The 15,435-nt window shown below is 64.2% G+C and carries 9 protein-coding genes and 2 pseudogenes; 8 read left to right on the top strand and 3 right to left on the bottom strand.

All coding sequences use genetic code 11. The annotated features are described in order from the left end of the window. Positions 1 to 23 precede the first annotated feature (23 nt). The 6 genes from FJ979_RS03295 to FJ979_RS03330 all read left to right on the top strand — a co-directional run bounded on the left by FJ979_RS03295 (position 24) and on the right by FJ979_RS03330 (position 12,328). Positions 24 to 5,522, top strand: a complete 5,499-nt coding sequence (locus FJ979_RS03295) for an alpha-2-macroglobulin family protein (RefSeq protein WP_140580035.1) — start codon at positions 24 to 26, stop codon at positions 5,520 to 5,522. 212 nt (positions 5,523 to 5,734) lie between these two features. Beyond that, on the top strand, positions 5,735 to 7,828 hold the full coding sequence (gene pbpC / locus FJ979_RS03305; RefSeq protein WP_140580036.1) for a penicillin-binding protein 1C: 2,094 nt from the start codon (positions 5,735 to 5,737) through the stop codon (positions 7,826 to 7,828). 557 nt (positions 7,829 to 8,385) lie between these two features. Further along, positions 8,386 to 9,411, top strand: coding sequence for a sulfate ABC transporter substrate-binding protein (locus tag FJ979_RS03315; protein WP_140516694.1), 1,026 nt, complete (start codon positions 8,386 to 8,388; stop codon positions 9,409 to 9,411). A 21-nt stretch (positions 9,412 to 9,432) separates the two neighbouring features. Next, on the top strand, positions 9,433 to 10,284 hold the full coding sequence (gene cysT / locus FJ979_RS03320) for a sulfate ABC transporter permease subunit CysT (RefSeq protein WP_140580037.1): 852 nt from the start codon (positions 9,433 to 9,435) through the stop codon (positions 10,282 to 10,284). After that, positions 10,277 to 11,161 carry a sulfate ABC transporter permease subunit CysW gene (gene cysW / locus FJ979_RS03325; RefSeq protein WP_140580038.1) on the top strand — a complete coding sequence of 295 codons (885 nt, stop codon included), beginning with the start codon at positions 10,277 to 10,279 and terminating at the stop codon, positions 11,159 to 11,161. Before cysT ends, cysW begins: the two co-directional genes overlap by 8 nt. Positions 11,162 to 11,287: 126 nt before the next feature. After that, entirely contained in the window at positions 11,288 to 12,328 is a 1,041-nt protein-coding gene (locus FJ979_RS03330; RefSeq protein ID WP_140580039.1) for a sulfate/molybdate ABC transporter ATP-binding protein, read from the top strand. Positions 12,329 to 12,342: 14 nt separating this feature from the next. Here FJ979_RS03330 and FJ979_RS03335 read toward each other — a convergent pair. Further along, positions 12,343 to 12,740, bottom strand: a pseudogene (locus tag FJ979_RS03335) (type II toxin-antitoxin system VapC family toxin). Continuing rightward, positions 12,740 to 13,015: pseudogene (locus tag FJ979_RS03340) on the bottom strand (antitoxin). Before FJ979_RS03340 ends, FJ979_RS03335 begins: the two co-directional pseudogenes overlap by 1 nt. Positions 13,016 to 13,182: 167 nt before the next feature. Here FJ979_RS03340 and FJ979_RS03345 point away from each other — a divergent pair. Together FJ979_RS03345 and FJ979_RS03350 are read left to right on the top strand one after the other, a co-directional pair. Then, positions 13,183 to 14,169, top strand: coding sequence for a sulfate ABC transporter substrate-binding protein (locus tag FJ979_RS03345; RefSeq protein WP_140499837.1), 987 nt, complete (start codon positions 13,183 to 13,185; stop codon positions 14,167 to 14,169). A gap of 258 nt (positions 14,170 to 14,427) precedes the next feature. Further along, a complete protein-coding gene (locus tag FJ979_RS03350; protein WP_013530871.1) occupies positions 14,428 to 14,877 on the top strand; it encodes an Rrf2 family transcriptional regulator in 450 nt (149 codons plus the stop codon). Between the two features lie 62 nt (positions 14,878 to 14,939). On the opposite strand, the gene FJ979_RS03355 is transcribed toward FJ979_RS03350, so the two are convergent. Then, positions 14,940 to 15,422 (bottom strand): gluconokinase, encoded by a 483-nt coding sequence (locus tag FJ979_RS03355; protein WP_140516289.1) that lies wholly within the window; start codon positions 15,420 to 15,422, stop codon positions 14,940 to 14,942. Between the last annotated feature and the right edge of the window lie 13 nt (positions 15,423 to 15,435).

Genomic DNA, 15,435 nt, shown 5'->3' on the forward strand with positions numbered 1-15,435 from the left:
CTGCAAATTGTCTGGAGGGTGTTATGGCAATGCGCGCGGCTCGTCGTCTGTCTTTCCTGATCCTTCTCTTCTTCGCCTGGGCCAATGTCTTGGCCTGGGGTAACGTCGCGCAAGCGGCCGAAGCACGGCGAGTCGCAACGACCGACAATTCCGACTATTTCGGTTTCGACCTCCGGTCCGACCAGAACGTCACGCTCGATCAATGCAAGACCACCTGCCTGGGCGATCCCGCCTGCCGCGCCTTCACCTATAACACCAGGGCCAAATGGTGCTTCCTCAAATCCGATTATAACCAGTTGAAGCCCTTCAACGGCGCGGTCGCGGGCAAGGTCGTCAATATCGACGGCGACCCCGACATCGGCGCGCCGCCGGAACTCGCCTTCTTCCCCAACTGGATGGCTGACCAGGCCCAGCAATACCGTAACCGGCTGCTCGGCCCGGCCTATGACAGGCCGACCGAGGGCATGGCCGCGCTGACCACGGCGGCCGAGCAGGCGGTGCTCACCGGCGATCATCGCACTGCCGTGCAGAAATACGAGGCCGCGGTCTCTGTCATGCCCGACGATGGCCAACTCTGGCTCAACCTGGCGCGCGAAACGCTTGCCGTGCAGCCGGCGGCCAACACATCCGAGGCCTCCACCTTGCCGGCAAACGGTACGTCGGCCGCCTTCAATGCCTACAAGCTCCTGCGTACAGCCAGGACGCGGGCGGAGACGCTGGCGCTCATCGGCTCCGGCCTCGACAAGCGCGACCTCTATCGCCCCGCCCTGCAGGCCTATGAAGCCAGCCTTGCCCTGGTACCTTCGCCTGCGGTCCAGGCCGACTATTCCGATCTCAAGGCTCGCAAGGGTTTCCGCGTCATCGACCACACCGTCGATGCCGACACCAGCGCCCCGCGCATCTGCGCCCAATTCTCCGAGGAATTGGTCAAGACCGGCGTCGATTACGCACAATTCGTCACCGTCGACAACCAGCCGCCCAAAGGCGTTGAAGCCAAGGACAAGCAGATTTGCGTCGAAGGACTGGAACACGGCCAGCATTATGACGTGACCTTCCGCGCCGGCCTGCCGGCCGCCATCGGCGAAGTGACCGCCGCGCCCGTCGTGCTGTCGATCTACGTGCAGGACCGTGCGCCTTCGGCCCGCTTCACCGGCGACAGCTTCGTGCTGCCGGCCGGTGCGCGCCGCGGCATCCCCGTCGTCACCGTCAACATGAACGCCGCGGAGATGAAGCTCTATCGCATCGGCGACCGCTCGCTGGCCCAGCTTCTGTCCGGCTACCAGTTCCTGCATCAGCTCGACAGCTACGACATCTCAAACATTTCCGAGCAGATGGGCGAGCCGGTCTGGGAAGGCCAGCTCGACATCGCCAACGACCTGAACAAGGAGGTCACCACCTCCTTCCCGGTCGACGAGGCGCTGCCGCGGCGCAAGCCCGGCGTCTATGTGCTGACTGCCCAGGCTGTCAGCGAGAAGAGCGACGACTACAACTCGATGGCCACGCAATGGTTCGTCGTTTCCGATATCGGCCTCTCGACCTATACCGGTCAGGACGGGCTCAATGTCTATGCCCGTTCGCTGGGCAGCGCCAAGCCGATAGCGGGCGCCGAACTGACGCTGGTTGCCCGCAACAACGAGATCCTCGGCACCGCGACTTCGGGTGCCGATGGTCATGCCGTGTTCAATCCCGGCCTGACGCGCGGCGACGGCGGCATGGTGCCGGCCGTGCTGATGGCCAGGCAGGGCGATAACGACTTTGTCTTCCTCGACATGGCCCGCGCCGGTTTCGACCTGTCCGACCGCGGCGTCACTGGACGCGCAGCGCCGGGCGCGCTCGATGTCTACGCCTGGACCGAGCGCGGCATCTACCGCGCCGGCGAGGAGGTGCATGTTGCGGCTCTTGCCCGTGACGGCGCCGCCAAGGCGGTCGAGAACCTGCCGCTGACCTTCATCTTCTCGCGCCCGGACGGCGTCGAGGATCGCCGCGTCGTCAGCGATGGCGCGTCAGCCGGCGGGCACGCCGTCGATCTGCCGCTCCAGCCAAACGCCATGCGCGGCACCTGGTCGGTATCGATCTATACCGATCCCAAGCAACCGGCCGTCGCCAGCCAGATGTTCCTGGTCGAGGATTTTGTGCCGGACCGCATCGAATTCGACATGAAGGCCGACAAGCAGGAGATCGCGCAGGGCGAAACCGCCAACATCACCGTCGACGGCCGCTTTCTCTATGGCGCACCGGCTGCTGGCCTCGCGCTCGAAGGCGAACTGACCCTGTCGACCGCGCGTGACTGGGACCGCTTCAACGGCTATTCCTTTGGCCTTGCCGACGAGCAGTCGTCGGAACCGACCGTCACCCCGTTCACCGATCTTCCGGTGGTCGGCGAGGATGGCAAGGCGACCTTCCCGGTCTCCGTCGAGCAACTGCCGTCGACCACGAAGCTCATCGACGCCAAGGTGACGGTCCGTATGCGTGAGACCGGCGGCCGCGCAATCGAGCGCTCGCTTAATATCGGCATCCGCCCGCAAGGCCACATGATCGGCATCCGGCCGGACTTTGCCGATGATGAAGTGCCGCAGGGCGGCACGGCGAAATTCAGCCTGATCGCCGTCGACCCCGACGGCCAGCGCGAGGCGCTGAAAGGTGCGCAATGGTCGCTGGTCAAGGTCGAGCGCAATTACCAGTGGTACCGCTCCAACAACTCATGGAATTACGAACCCGTCACCTTCACCAAATCGATCGCCAATGGCCAGGTCGACCTTGGCGCCGACGGCGAGGCGACAGTGTCGATCCCGGTCGACTGGGGCCGCTACCGGCTCGAGGTCGAGACGGCGGATCCGGAAGGACCCGCGACCAGCTATGAGTTCGATGGCGGCTGGTATGTCTCCTCCACCACCACCGAAACGCCTGATGGTCTCGAGATCGCCCTCGACAAGGACAATTATGCCGCCGGCGAAGTGGCCAGGCTCAAAGTCTCGCCGCACTTTGCCGGCGAACTTCTGGTCAACATCGGTTCCGACAAGCTGTTGAAGACCGTCACGGCGTCGGTGCCGGCCGGCGGGGGCACGGTCGACATCCCGGTCGGCGACGACTGGGGCGCCGGCGCCTATGTCACGGCAACCCTGTTCCGACCTGGCGACGCGCAGGAAAGCCGCATGCCGGCCCGCGCCATCGGCGTGAAATGGCTGAAGGTCGACCCGGGCTCGAAGAAGCTTGCCGTCACCCTCACCCCGCCGGACAAGACCATGCCGCGCCAACAGCTGTCGATCCCGGTCGCGGTCGCCGGCGTGGAGCCGGGCAGCAATGCCTATGTCACTGTCGCCGCTGTCGATGTCGGCATCCTCAACCTGACCAACTACAAGGCGCCGGACCCGGAGAACTGGTTCTTCGGCCAGCGCATGCTGGGCATGGAAATCCGTGATCTCTATGGCCGCCTGATCGACGGCTCTCTCGGCACTATGGGCAAGCTCAGGACCGGCGGCGACGGCGCCAACATGCAGGCGCAGGGCAGTCCGCCGACCGAAAAGCTGGTCGCCTTCTTCTCCGGCCCGGTGCAGCTCGATGCCGACGGCAAAGCACGCGTCGACTTCGATATTCCGCAGTTCAACGGCACGGTTCGCGTCATGGCCGTCGCCTGGACCAAGGAAGCGGTCGGCCGCGCCCAGTCGGACGTGATCGTGCGCGATCCGGTGGTGATCACCGCCGGCCTGCCGCGCTTCCTGGCGCCCGGCGACGCCGCCGTCATGCGGCTCGACATTGCGGACACCGACGGTCCGGCCGGCGACTATGCGCTGTCGATCGACACGACGGGGGACCTCTCGACGGGCGACAAGCCCCTGCCCCAGAAACTGACGCTAGCGCAGGGCAAGCGCCAGACCCTGACCGTGCCGCTGATCGCACAGACGGCAGGCAATGCCTCGCTCACCATCAAGCTAGCGCACGCCGATGGCACCAAGGTCGAGCAGACGTTCTACGTGCCGGTCCGTCCGGCACAACTGCCGGTCACCACCCGCATGGTGGTCGACCTCAAGGGCGATGGCGGCGCGCTGCGCGTCGACAAGGAGCTTTTGGCGGCAAGCCTGCTCGACGGCGCTTCGGTCAGTGTCGGCGTTTCGCAGGCGGCGGCCTTCGATGTGCCTTCGCTCCTGATGACGCTCGACCGCTATCCCTATGGCTGCGCCGAGCAGACCACCAGCCGGGCGATGCCCCTGCTCTATGTCAACGAAATGGCCTCGGGCGTCGGCATGGAGAGCGATCCCGAGCTGCGTGGCCGCATCCAGGACGCGATCTACAAGGTGCTGAGCTACCAGGCTTCGGGCGGCAGCTTCGGCCTGTGGGGCCCGGGCTCCGGCGATCTGTGGCTCGACGCCTATGTCACCGACTTCCTGACCAGGGCGCGCGAGCAGAAATACGACGTGCCGGCGCTCGCCATGAACCAGGCACTGGGCAATCTTCAGAACTCGCTTGGGTACGATCAGGACGTCCAGGACCGCGGCAGCGAGATCGCCTACGCGCTCTATGTGCTCGCCCGCAACAAGAAGGCCTCGATCGGCGATCTGCGCTATTACGCGGACACCCAGCTCGAGGCCTTCACCAGCCCGATGGCTGTCGCCCAGCTGGCGGCGAGCCTGGCGCTCTATGGCGACGCCCAGCGTTCGGAAGCGACCTTCCAGACGGCGCTGCGGCTCGCCAAGTCGAGCACGGACTATGACTATTATCGGTCGGACTATGGCTCGGCGCTGCGGGACGGCGCCGCGATGCTGGCGCTGGCGGCGGAATCAAAACCGGCGCCGACGATCGTGCCGGAATTGATCAAGCTGGTGACCAAACAACGCGCCGAGGTCCGCTGGACCAGCACCCAGGATGAATCCTGGATGCTGCTGGCGGCCCGGGCACTGAAGGAAGGCAATGATTCGATCACGCTTTCCGTCAATGGCGCGCCGCATTCCGGCGGCTATTCCAGCCAGGTCAACGGCAGTGATCTGGCCGACAGCCCGCTCACCATCGCCAACACCGGCAAGACCCCGCTGCAGGCCGTCGTCACCACCGTGGCGTCGCCGGTACAGCCCTTGCCGGCGGGAGGTGACGGCTTCACTATCGAGCGCACCTACTACAAGCTCGACGGCACCGAAGCCAATGTGACGGAGGCAACCCAGAACGAACGCTATGTCGTCGTGCTCAAGGTCAACGAACAGAACAACTGGCCTTCGCGCCTTTTGATTACCGACCTTTTGCCGGCCGGCTTCGAGATCGACAATCCCGGCCTGGTCTCCAGCGCGCAATTGTCGAACTTCTCCTGGCTGGCGCAGACCGACGCCGCGCATCTGGAATTCCGCGACGACCGTTTCGTCGCCGCCTTCAACCCCAGCGACGGCGACCACGACCACAATCTGACGCTCGCCTATGTCGTGCGCGCCGTGACGCCGGGCATCTACGCCCATCCGGCCGCAACGGTGGAGGATATGTACCGGCCGCAATATTCGGCCCGCACCGCCACCGGCATGATGGAGGTCAAGGCGCCGTAAGGTGTCGAGGCGGACATGAACGTGAAGTTTGCGCTGCCCCTCATTGCCCTGCCGGCACCTTCTCCCCGTTTAGTGACGGGGAGAAAGGGGCCTGCACCAAGGCTTTCGCCAATTTTCAACGTTACAGAAAAGGCGCCGACGATTGCGACAGCTCCCTTCTCCCCGCCACTATGCGGGGAGAAGGTGCCGGCAGGCGGATGAGGGGCAGCGCCATGCCCTCAAGAAAATTCCTGCGCCGCGCGGCTATCGCTAGCACCTCCTTGGTGGCTGTTATTGCTGTTTCCGCCGCTACCCTGTGGCAGCTCGACCGCGCCTTCCCGCCTCCGCTTCCTGAAAAGCTTACCGTCTCGACGGAAGTCCAGGACCGCGACGGCCAGCTTTTGCGCGCCTTCGCCACGCCTGACGGCTATTGGCGGCTCGAAACCCGCCTCGACCAGGTCGACAACCAGTTCGTCGACATGTTGGTCACCTATGAGGACAAGCGCTTCTGGAACCATGAAGGCGTCGATGTGCTGGCGCTTGCCCGCGCCGCCGGCCAGTTCGCCACCAGTGGCCACATCGTGTCCGGCGGCTCGACGCTGTCGATGCAACTCGCCCGCCTGATCGAGCCGCGCGACAGCCGCAGCCTCGGCTCCAAGCTCAAGCAGATGCTGCGCGCCATCCAGATCGAGCGGCGGCTGTCCAAGCACGAGATCCTCGAACGCTATCTGACGCTGGCGCCCTATGGCGGCAATCTCGAAGGCGTGCGCGCCGCTTCGCTCGCCTATTTCGGTAAGGAGCCGAAGCGGCTCACCGTCTCGGAAGCCGCGCTTCTCGTCGCCCTGCCGCAGCTGCCGGAGAAGCGCCGGCCCGACCGCAACCTCGCGATCGCGCACGCCGCCCGCGACCGCGTGCTGTCCCGCATGGCCTCGGCTGGCCTGCTTGGCGAACGCGAGGCCGCGCGCGCCGCGCTCGACGATGTGTCTGGCCTGCGCCGTAGCTTGCCGGCGCTCGCCGCGCACGCCGCCTATGCGATGCTGCCCAAGGCGGTTCCCGGCCAGCCGCTCAAGCTGACGATCCGCAAGAGCGTCCAGGAAGGGCTGGAACAGGTAGCGCGCGACGCCGCCGCCAAGCTTGGGGCGCGTCTCTCCGTCGCCATGGTGCTGGCCGATTCCCGCACCGGCGATATTCTGGGCGAAGTCGGCTCGGCCAATTTCTTCGACGCCAGCCGCTCCGGCTGGATCGACATGACCAAGGTCGTGCGTTCGCCCGGCTCGACGCTGAAGCCATTCATCTACGGTCTTGCCTTCGAACAGGGACTGGTGGCGCAGGAAATGCTGATCGAGGACAGCCCGGCCGATTTCGGCGGCTACCGGCCGAAGAATTTCGATATGGGCTATCAGGGCGACGTCAGCATCCGCGAGGCGCTGCAATTGTCGCTCAACGTGCCGGCGATCCGCGTGCTCGACGCGGTCGGTCCCGCGCGGCTGACGGCCCGATTCCGCCAGGCTGGGGTAAACCCGATCCTGCCGGTCAACGAGGCGCCGGGCCTGGCCATCGGCCTCGGTGGCGTCGGCGTCACGTTGCGCGATCTCGTCCAACTCTATACGGGCCTTGCCAATGGCGGCAAGACGCACACGCTGCATGATGGCACAGAGCCGGCCGATGCCGAGCGCACCACCGCGACCATCCTCGATGACCAGGCGAGCTGGCAAATCATCGACATTCTGTCGGGCGTCAAGCCGCCCGAGGGTGCATTGCAGCGCGGCATCGCCTACAAGACTGGCACCTCCTATGGCTACCGCGACGCCTGGTCGGTCGGCTTCGACGGCCGTTACGTGCTGGGCGTCTGGGTCGGCCGGGCCGATGCAGGCGCGGTGCCTGGCCTGTCCGGCTATGTGTCGGCGGCCCCAATTCTGTTCGAGGGCTTTGTCCGCTCGGGTCTCGCCACCGTGCCGCTGCCGGGCAAGCCCCCCGGCGCCTTCACTCCTCGACGCAACGACCTGCCTGTGACGCTTGCCCGCTTCGGCGCCGGGTCCGACGGCCTGGTTCAGGCCTCGACCCCCACAGAGCCCGCGCCGACCATTATCTTTCCGCCCGACGGCGCCCGCGTCGATCTCGCCACCAACTCGGCCGACGCCTCGCCGCTGGTACTGAAGCTGCAAGGCGGGCGCGCCCCGTTCCGCTGGCTGGCCAACGGCAAGCCGCTGACCGGCATCGACCGCCGGCGCACCGCGACATGGCAACCGGACGGCACCGGCTACTCGACCTTGACCGTAATCGATGCGGCGGGACGCGCGGCAAGTGTGAAGGTGTTTGTTGAATAAGATTGCGCAAGCGATTCAGGGATTGCGCTTCTTCGCCTGAGGTACGGCGCCTCGCGACAATACTCGCGACGCCAGTTCCTTTACCCGCAATCTCCTCCCAGCCCGCGCCGACGCCCTGCCCGCCGACTTCGTCCGCGTTGCCGGCCCCTCGATCCGCCAGGATATCCGTTACGCCGGAACGGACAATTTTCCTGTACCGCAAGCGAAGCGACGGCAAACCGCAAGCTGCTGCTCGGCGCGATGCACTCGGCCGGATTCAAGAACTATGCACGCGAATGGCGGCACCTTCACGCTGAACCACGATCCCTCCGCCAAGCAGCGCTTCGATTTCCCAGTCCAGCCGGATAGCGTGCCGACCAAATGCCACAGCCTTGCTTCGGCCCCGCTTGTTCCTAGATAGGTCGATGGGGATTCGCCAGCGGACGTTTGAGGAAAATGTTTCTCCGCACCGCGAAATCAGGTCCAAGATTTTCTCCAAAACAACAAAAAAGGCAACATTTAATGCATCTAAATTCTACCAATTCGGTAGATTTGACGCGGGTTCAACGGAGGCAGAAATGACCAAACCTCGTTTCAGGAGACTGCTCGGCGCACTGGTCGCCACGTCTGTCCAGTTCGGCACGCTCGGTTTCGCGTTCGCCGATACCACCATTCTCAACGTGTCATACGATCCGACACGCGAGCTCTACAAGGCCTATGACGAGGCCTTCGCCGCTCACTGGAAAGCCGAGACAGGGGAAACGGTCACCATCCAGCAGTCGCACGGTGGATCGGGCGCACAGGCCCGGGCCGTGATCGACGGCCTCGACGCCGACGTGGTGACGCTGGCGCTCGAAGGCGATATCAACGCCATCGTCTCCAAGTCGAAAAAGATCAATCCGGACTGGCGCACGAAATTCGAGAACAATTCGGCACCCTACACCTCGACCATCATCTTCCTCGTCCGCAAAGGAAACCCCAAGGGCATCCACGACTGGAACGACCTGGTCAAGGACGGCGTCCAGGTGATTACGCCCAACCCGAAGACATCGGGCGGCGCACGCTGGAACTATCTCGCCGCCTGGGCTTATGCCAACGCCAATGACGGTGGCGACGAGGCCAAGACGAAGGAGTTCGTCGGCAAGCTCTATGCCAACGCTCCGGTGCTCGATACCGGTGCGCGCGGCTCGACGGTGACCTTCGCGCAAAAGGGCCTGGGCGACGTGCTGATTGCCTGGGAAAACGAGGCCTATCTAGCGCTCGACGAGTTCGGTGCCGAAAATTTCGATATCGTCTATCCACCGACCTCGATCCTGGCCGAGCCGCCGGTCGCTTTGGTCGACGCCAATGTCGATGCCAAGGGCACGCGCAAGGTCGCCGAAGCCTATCTGGGCTGGCTCTATTCCAAGGAAGCGCAGACGATCATCGCCAAGAACCACTATCGTCCGGCCAAGCCCGATCTGGTGCCGGCAGAGGACCTGGCCAAGCTACCGCCGATCAAGCTGGTCACCATCGACGACCCACAATTCGGCGGCTGGAAGAAAGCACAGCCTTACCATTTCGGCGATGGTGGTATATTCGACCAGATCTACAAGCCCCAGTAAGCAGTCGATATTCAGGACGATATGATCACAGCACCCGCTCGGGCGGGTTGGCGGTTTCGACAGCCGAGCGTCATTCCGGGTTTCGGATTGACGCTCGGCTTCTCGCTTGCCTACCTGACCCTCATCATCCTCATTCCGCTGTCGGGGCTGATCTGGCGCTCCGCGGCGCTGGGCTGGACCGATTTCTGGGCGATCGCCACCGACCGCCGCACCATCAACGCGCTGGAGATCAGCTTCGGCACTGCCTTTGTCGCGGCCGCCGTCAATGTCGTCTTCGGCACGCTGGTCGCCTGGGTGCTGGTGCGCTACCGCTTTCCCGGCCGCCGCATCGTCGATGCCATGGTCGACCTGCCCTTCGCGCTGCCGACGGCGGTGGCCGGCATCGCGCTGACCACGCTCTACGCACCGAATGGCTGGATCGGCAAGCTGTTGCTGCCGCTTGGGCTCAAGGTCGCCTACACCCCGCTCGGCATCGTCATCGCGCTGGTCTTCATCGGCCTGCCCTTCGTCGTGCGCACCGTGCAGCCGATCATGGAGGAGATCGACAAGGAGGTGGAGGAGGCCGCCGCCACGCTCGGCGCCAGCCGCTTCCAGATCGTCACCCGGGTGCTGTTCCCGGGCCTGGCGCCGGCCATCGTCACCGGCTTCGCGCTGGCCTTCGCGCGCGGCGTCGGCGAATACGGCTCGGTCATCTTCATCGCCGGCAACCTGCCCTACAAGTCCGAGATCGCGCCGCTTTTGATCGTCATCCGGCTGGAGGAGTACAATTACCCGGCGGCGACCGCCATCGCCGCGATCATGCTGGCCTTGTCGTTCCTGATGCTGCTCATCGTCAACCTGGCGCAGACATGGAGCCGCAAGCGCTATGGCTGATCCGGAGATCAAATCCTACGAGCCGCATCACGACAGCCGCTCGGCGGCGGTGACCGAAAGCCGCCCGGCGCAGGCCGTGCTGATGGCGATCGCCTTCGCCTTCCTCGGCATCTTCCTGCTGTTGCCGCTGATCATCGTCTTCAACGAAGCCTTGGCCAAGGGCGTCGGCGCCTACACCGAAGCGCTCGGCAATACCGACACGCGCTCGGCGATCCGGCTGACGCTGCTGGTGGCGGCGATCTCGGTGCCGCTCAATGTCGTCTTCGGCATCTCGGCCGCCTGGGCGATCGCCAAGTTCGAGTTCAAGGGCAAGGCCTTCCTGACCACGCTGATCGACCTGCCGTTCTCGGTCTCGCCGGTCATCTCGGGCCTGGTCTATGTGCTTCTGTTCGGCGCCCAGGGGCTGCTCGGCGCCTGGCTGAAGGCACATGGCATCGTCATCCTGTTCGCCGTGCCCGGCATTGTGCTGGCCACCATCTTCGTCACCTTCCCCTTCGTGGCCCGCGAGCTGATCCCGCTGATGCAGGAGCAGGGCAATGGCGACGAGGAGGCCGCGCTGTCGCTCGGCGCCAATGGCTGGCAGGCCTTCTGGTATGTGACGCTGCCCAACGTCAAATGGGGGCTGCTTTACGGCGTGCTCTTGTGCAATGCGCGCGCCATGGGCGAGTTCGGCGCGGTCTCGGTGGTGTCGGGCCATATACGCGGCCTGACCAACACCATGCCGCTGCATGTCGAAATCCTCTACAATGAATACAACGCCGTCGGCGCCTTTGCCGTCGCCTCGCTGCTGGCCGGCCTGGCGCTGGTGACGCTGGTCCTGAAGACACTGCTCGAGATGCGTTACGGCGCCGAGATCGCCGCGGCGCGTGGACATTGATGCATGTCGCCCAAAAGTGGAAACCGGTTTTGGGATAACGACATGCATGACCAAGGATTTAATGTCGCCCAAAAGCGGGAACCGGTTTTGGGATAACGGCATGCAGCCACTACAAAGGGACTGTTGATGGAAGTTCGCGTTGCCAATGTGCGCAAGGAGTTCGAGCGGTTTCCCGCGCTCCATGACGTGTCGCTCGACATCAAGTCGGGCGAGCTGATCGCGTTGCTGGGGCCGTCGGGCTCGGGCAAGACGACGCTGCTGCGGCTGATTGCCGGGCTGGAGCGGCCGACGCGCGGCAAGATCTTCTTCGGCGACGAGGACGCCTCGCACAAATCGATCCAGGAGCGCAATGTCGGCTTCGTCTTCCAGCACTACGCGCTGTTCCGGCACATGACGGTCTCGGACAATATCGGCTTCGGCCTCAAGGTCCGGCAGGGCTCGACGCGGCCGCCGGCGCAGGAGATCCGCCGCCGCGCCTCCGAGCTGCTCGACCTGGTCCAGCTCTCGGGCCTGGAGAAGCGCTATCCGGCGCAGCTTTCCGGCGGCCAGCGCCAGCGCGTCGCGCTGGCGCGCGCCATGGCGATCGAACCCAAAGTGCTTCTGCTCGACGAGCCGTTCGGCGCGCTCGATGCGCAGGTGCGCCGGGAACTGCGCCGCTGGCTACGCGACATCCATGACGCCACCGGCCACACCACCGTCTTCGTCACCCACGACCAGGAAGAGGCGCTGGAGCTTGCCGACCGCGTCGTGGTGATGAGCCAGGGCCGCATCGAGCAGGTCGGCACCGCCGATGACATCTATGACAGGCCGAACTCGCCTTTCGTCTATGGCTTCATCGGCGAATCGAGCTCGCTTCCCGTCAAGGTCGAGAATGGCGAGGTCTGGCTCGCCGATCGCCCGATCGGGCTGTCGGCGCCGGACGCCGCCAGCGGCAATGCCAGGCTGTACTTCCGCCCGCACGACGTCGAATTGCTGAGCGGCTGCTCTGGCTGCATCGCCGGCACGGTGGTCGCCAGCCGCCGCGTCGCCGGCACCCGCCGGGTGGAACTCGAGATCGGCGGCGAACGCCAGCGCGTCGAGATCGAGCTGCCCGTCGACCATCCCGCGGCCCAGAAGAGCCGGGTAGCATTCCGCCCGGGCCGCTGGAAGCTGTTTCCGGCTGCTTGATATTAGACCGAGCACTACTCCAGCCAGTTCTCGATCTTGAGGTTGCGGATTCGGATGAACTCGCCCGTATTGGCCGTTACCAAAGTGATGCCCACAGCGCAGGCGTGCGCAGCAATAAAAAGGTCGTATAGTCAATGGGTTGGCCGGCGGCCTCCAGTTCTGCACGAAGGGCGCCATACTCTGCATCCGCCGGCACATCGAGCGGCAAGACCGGAATCTCAGCCAGCAATTGCTCGACTTTTTTGAGCAGCTTGGTTGATCCCTTCCTGGCACAGCCATATCGCAATTCCGAGGCAACCACGATACTTGTGCAAATGGCGTCGTCTCCCTCGCGGTCCACTGCATTGGCGGCTTTGCCAGCCGGATTTCGGATCATGTCACTGATGATGTTGGTGTCCAGCATGAACCGCATCAAAAAATGTCCTCGGATTCGACTGGCGCATCATTGATTCGGGAAGATCGTCCTCGGGGCCGAGCGGCGGCTCGTTTGCCCATTGGGCGAGCAACGCGCCGAGCCCAGCTTTGCGGATCGGCTCAATGACAAGGCGGTCGCCTTCACGGCTGATCAGGACCCTTCTCGCCGGGGAGCTCGAACTCGACAGGAATGCGCACCGCCTGGCTGCGGTTATTGCGAAACAGCTTCGCCTCCTTCGACGGCCGCGTTGTTGAATGGCGGTGTTGGGGCATGGTTGCCTCCTTTGTATATGCATATTGGGCGGAACAAAATTCTAATGACAGCGTTCATGACGACATTTTTTCTTACGGTGGCACCGCGAAACTATTGCACGTGCCTCGTCGGGCAACTGGCGCAGGACTATGGTGAGGTGATTAAGCACTACACGGAGCCTTATTTCATGAAGCGATTTCTCCTCGGCGTCGCCACCGTCGCCGGCCTGTTCCTCGCATCTTCCCAAGCCTGGTCTGCCGACAAGCTGCTCAACGCCTCCTATGACGTCGGCCGCGAACTGTTCGTCCAGGTCAACAAGGCATTCATCGAGAAGCACCCGGGCGTGAGCATCGACCAGTCGCATGCCGGCACCTCGGCTCAGGCACGCGCCATCGCCGAAGGGCTCGGCGCTGATGTCGTCACCTTCAACCAGGTCACCGACATCGACTTCCTGGTCAAGAAGGGCCTCGTCTCGGCCGACTGGCAGAAGGATTTTCCCGACAACGCCTCGCCCTTCTATTCGCTGCCGTCCTTCCTGGTGCGGGCGGGCAACCCCAAGCACATCAAGGATTGGAACGACCTGGTGCGCGACGACGTGCAGGTGATCTTCCCCAACCCGAAAACCTCGGGCAATGCGCGCTACACCTATCTGGCGGCGACCGCCTACGCCAAGGAGGCCTTCAAGGGCGACGACGCCAAGGTGAAGGAATTCATCACCAAGTTGTTCAACAACGTGCCGATCTTCGACACGGGCGGGCGCGCAGCCACCACCACTTTCGTGCAGCGCGAGATCGGTGACGTGCTGATCACGTTCGAATCCGAAACCCGCGGCATCCGCAAGGAGTATGGCGACGACAAATTCGAGCAGGTCACGCCTTCCGTCAGCCTGCTGGCAGAATTCCCGGTGGCGATCGTCGACAAGGTCGCCGACGAACATGGCACGCGTGATCTGGCCAAAAGCTATCTCGATTTCCTCTATACGCCCGAAGGGCAGGACATCGCCGCTGACAATGGCCTGCGCGCCCGCGACACGGCCGTCGCCGCCAAACACAAGGCCGACTTCCCGGACGTGCGCCTGCTGACGGTGGAAAACGTCTTCGGCGGCTGGGACAACATCCAGAAAGAGCATTTCGCCGCCGGCGGCCTGCTCGACCAGGCCTATGGCAGCCGATAAGGTTTTCGCGGCGCGATAGCACGTTACGATAAGCAAATCAGGAAAGCCGGCGCTTTGCCGGCTTTCGTCGTTTGCGGCAAAATATGGCAAATACGACGCCAGCCGCGCAAAAGGTTACGAAGAATCAACGCGTTTGCGCCTAACGTGCCGACAAATCGGCTTGTTCGCGAAACGGCAGCGCTCCACAAGCCCCGTCATCATTTGCACACAAACAGCCGCCAGATGCGGATTGTTGGGGCTTCATGGGTTGACTCGGGCATGCTGACTAAAAAAGGCAAATACGGCCTCAAGGCCCTCGTGCATCTGTCCGGCTTGCCGGCTGGCCAATTGGCCTTCGTCAACGACATCGCGGTCGCCAACAACATCCCGAAAAAATTCCTCGATGCCATTCTGGGCGAGCTGCGCAATGCCGGCTTCGTCCAGAGCCGCAAAGGCAAGGAAGGCGGCTATCGCCTCGCCCGCCCGGCCTCGGAGATCAAGATCGGCCATGTGGTGCGTGTGCTGGACGGGCCGCTGGCGCCGATCCCATGCGCCAGCCGCACGCAGTATCAGCGCTGCGAGGATTGCGACGAAGCGACGTGCCAGGTCCGGCACATGATGCTCGAGGTGCGCCAGGCAATCGCCGAGGTGCTGGACAACCGCAGCCTTGCCGCCATGCGCGATGCCGACAATGATGATTTTCCGGTCGAGTTGACGTCGCAGATCTAGATCCTGCGCATGCGCCGCACTTGCCGGCGTAAGTCGCATGCCGGTATGGCGCCGATCAAGGTTCAGAACCGCCGCGTCATGCGCACCGCCTCGGCGACGAGGTCGGCGATCGGGCGCGTCGCATCGAGCGTCAGCGCCCGCTCATCCGCCGCCGGTGGCTCGAGAATGGCGAATTGGCTGTCGACCAGGCTTGCCGGCATGAAATGGCCCTTGCGGCTGGCGACCCGCAGCCTCGCCATGGCCGGATCGATCTCCAGGTAAAGGAAGACGATGTCACGGCGGAAGCCGCGCAGTCGTTCACGATAGCTTCGCTTCAGCGCCGAGCAGGCGGCGACAACGCCCTGCCCTTTGCCGGCCGAGGCCGCGATGCGCTCGCCGATCGCATCGAGCCATCCCTCGCGCAAAGTGTCTGTCAGCGGCTCGCCTCTGGCCATGCGTGCGACGTTTTCCGATGGATGCAGCCGGTCGCCTTCGATGAAGACGGCGCCCAGTCTCTCCGCGAGCGCCATGCCGACGGCCGACTTGCCGCAGCCGGCGACGCCCATTGCCACGATGACC

This window comes from Mesorhizobium sp. B1-1-6 (assembly GCF_006443035.1).
GTDB lineage: Bacteria > Pseudomonadota > Alphaproteobacteria > Rhizobiales > Rhizobiaceae > Mesorhizobium.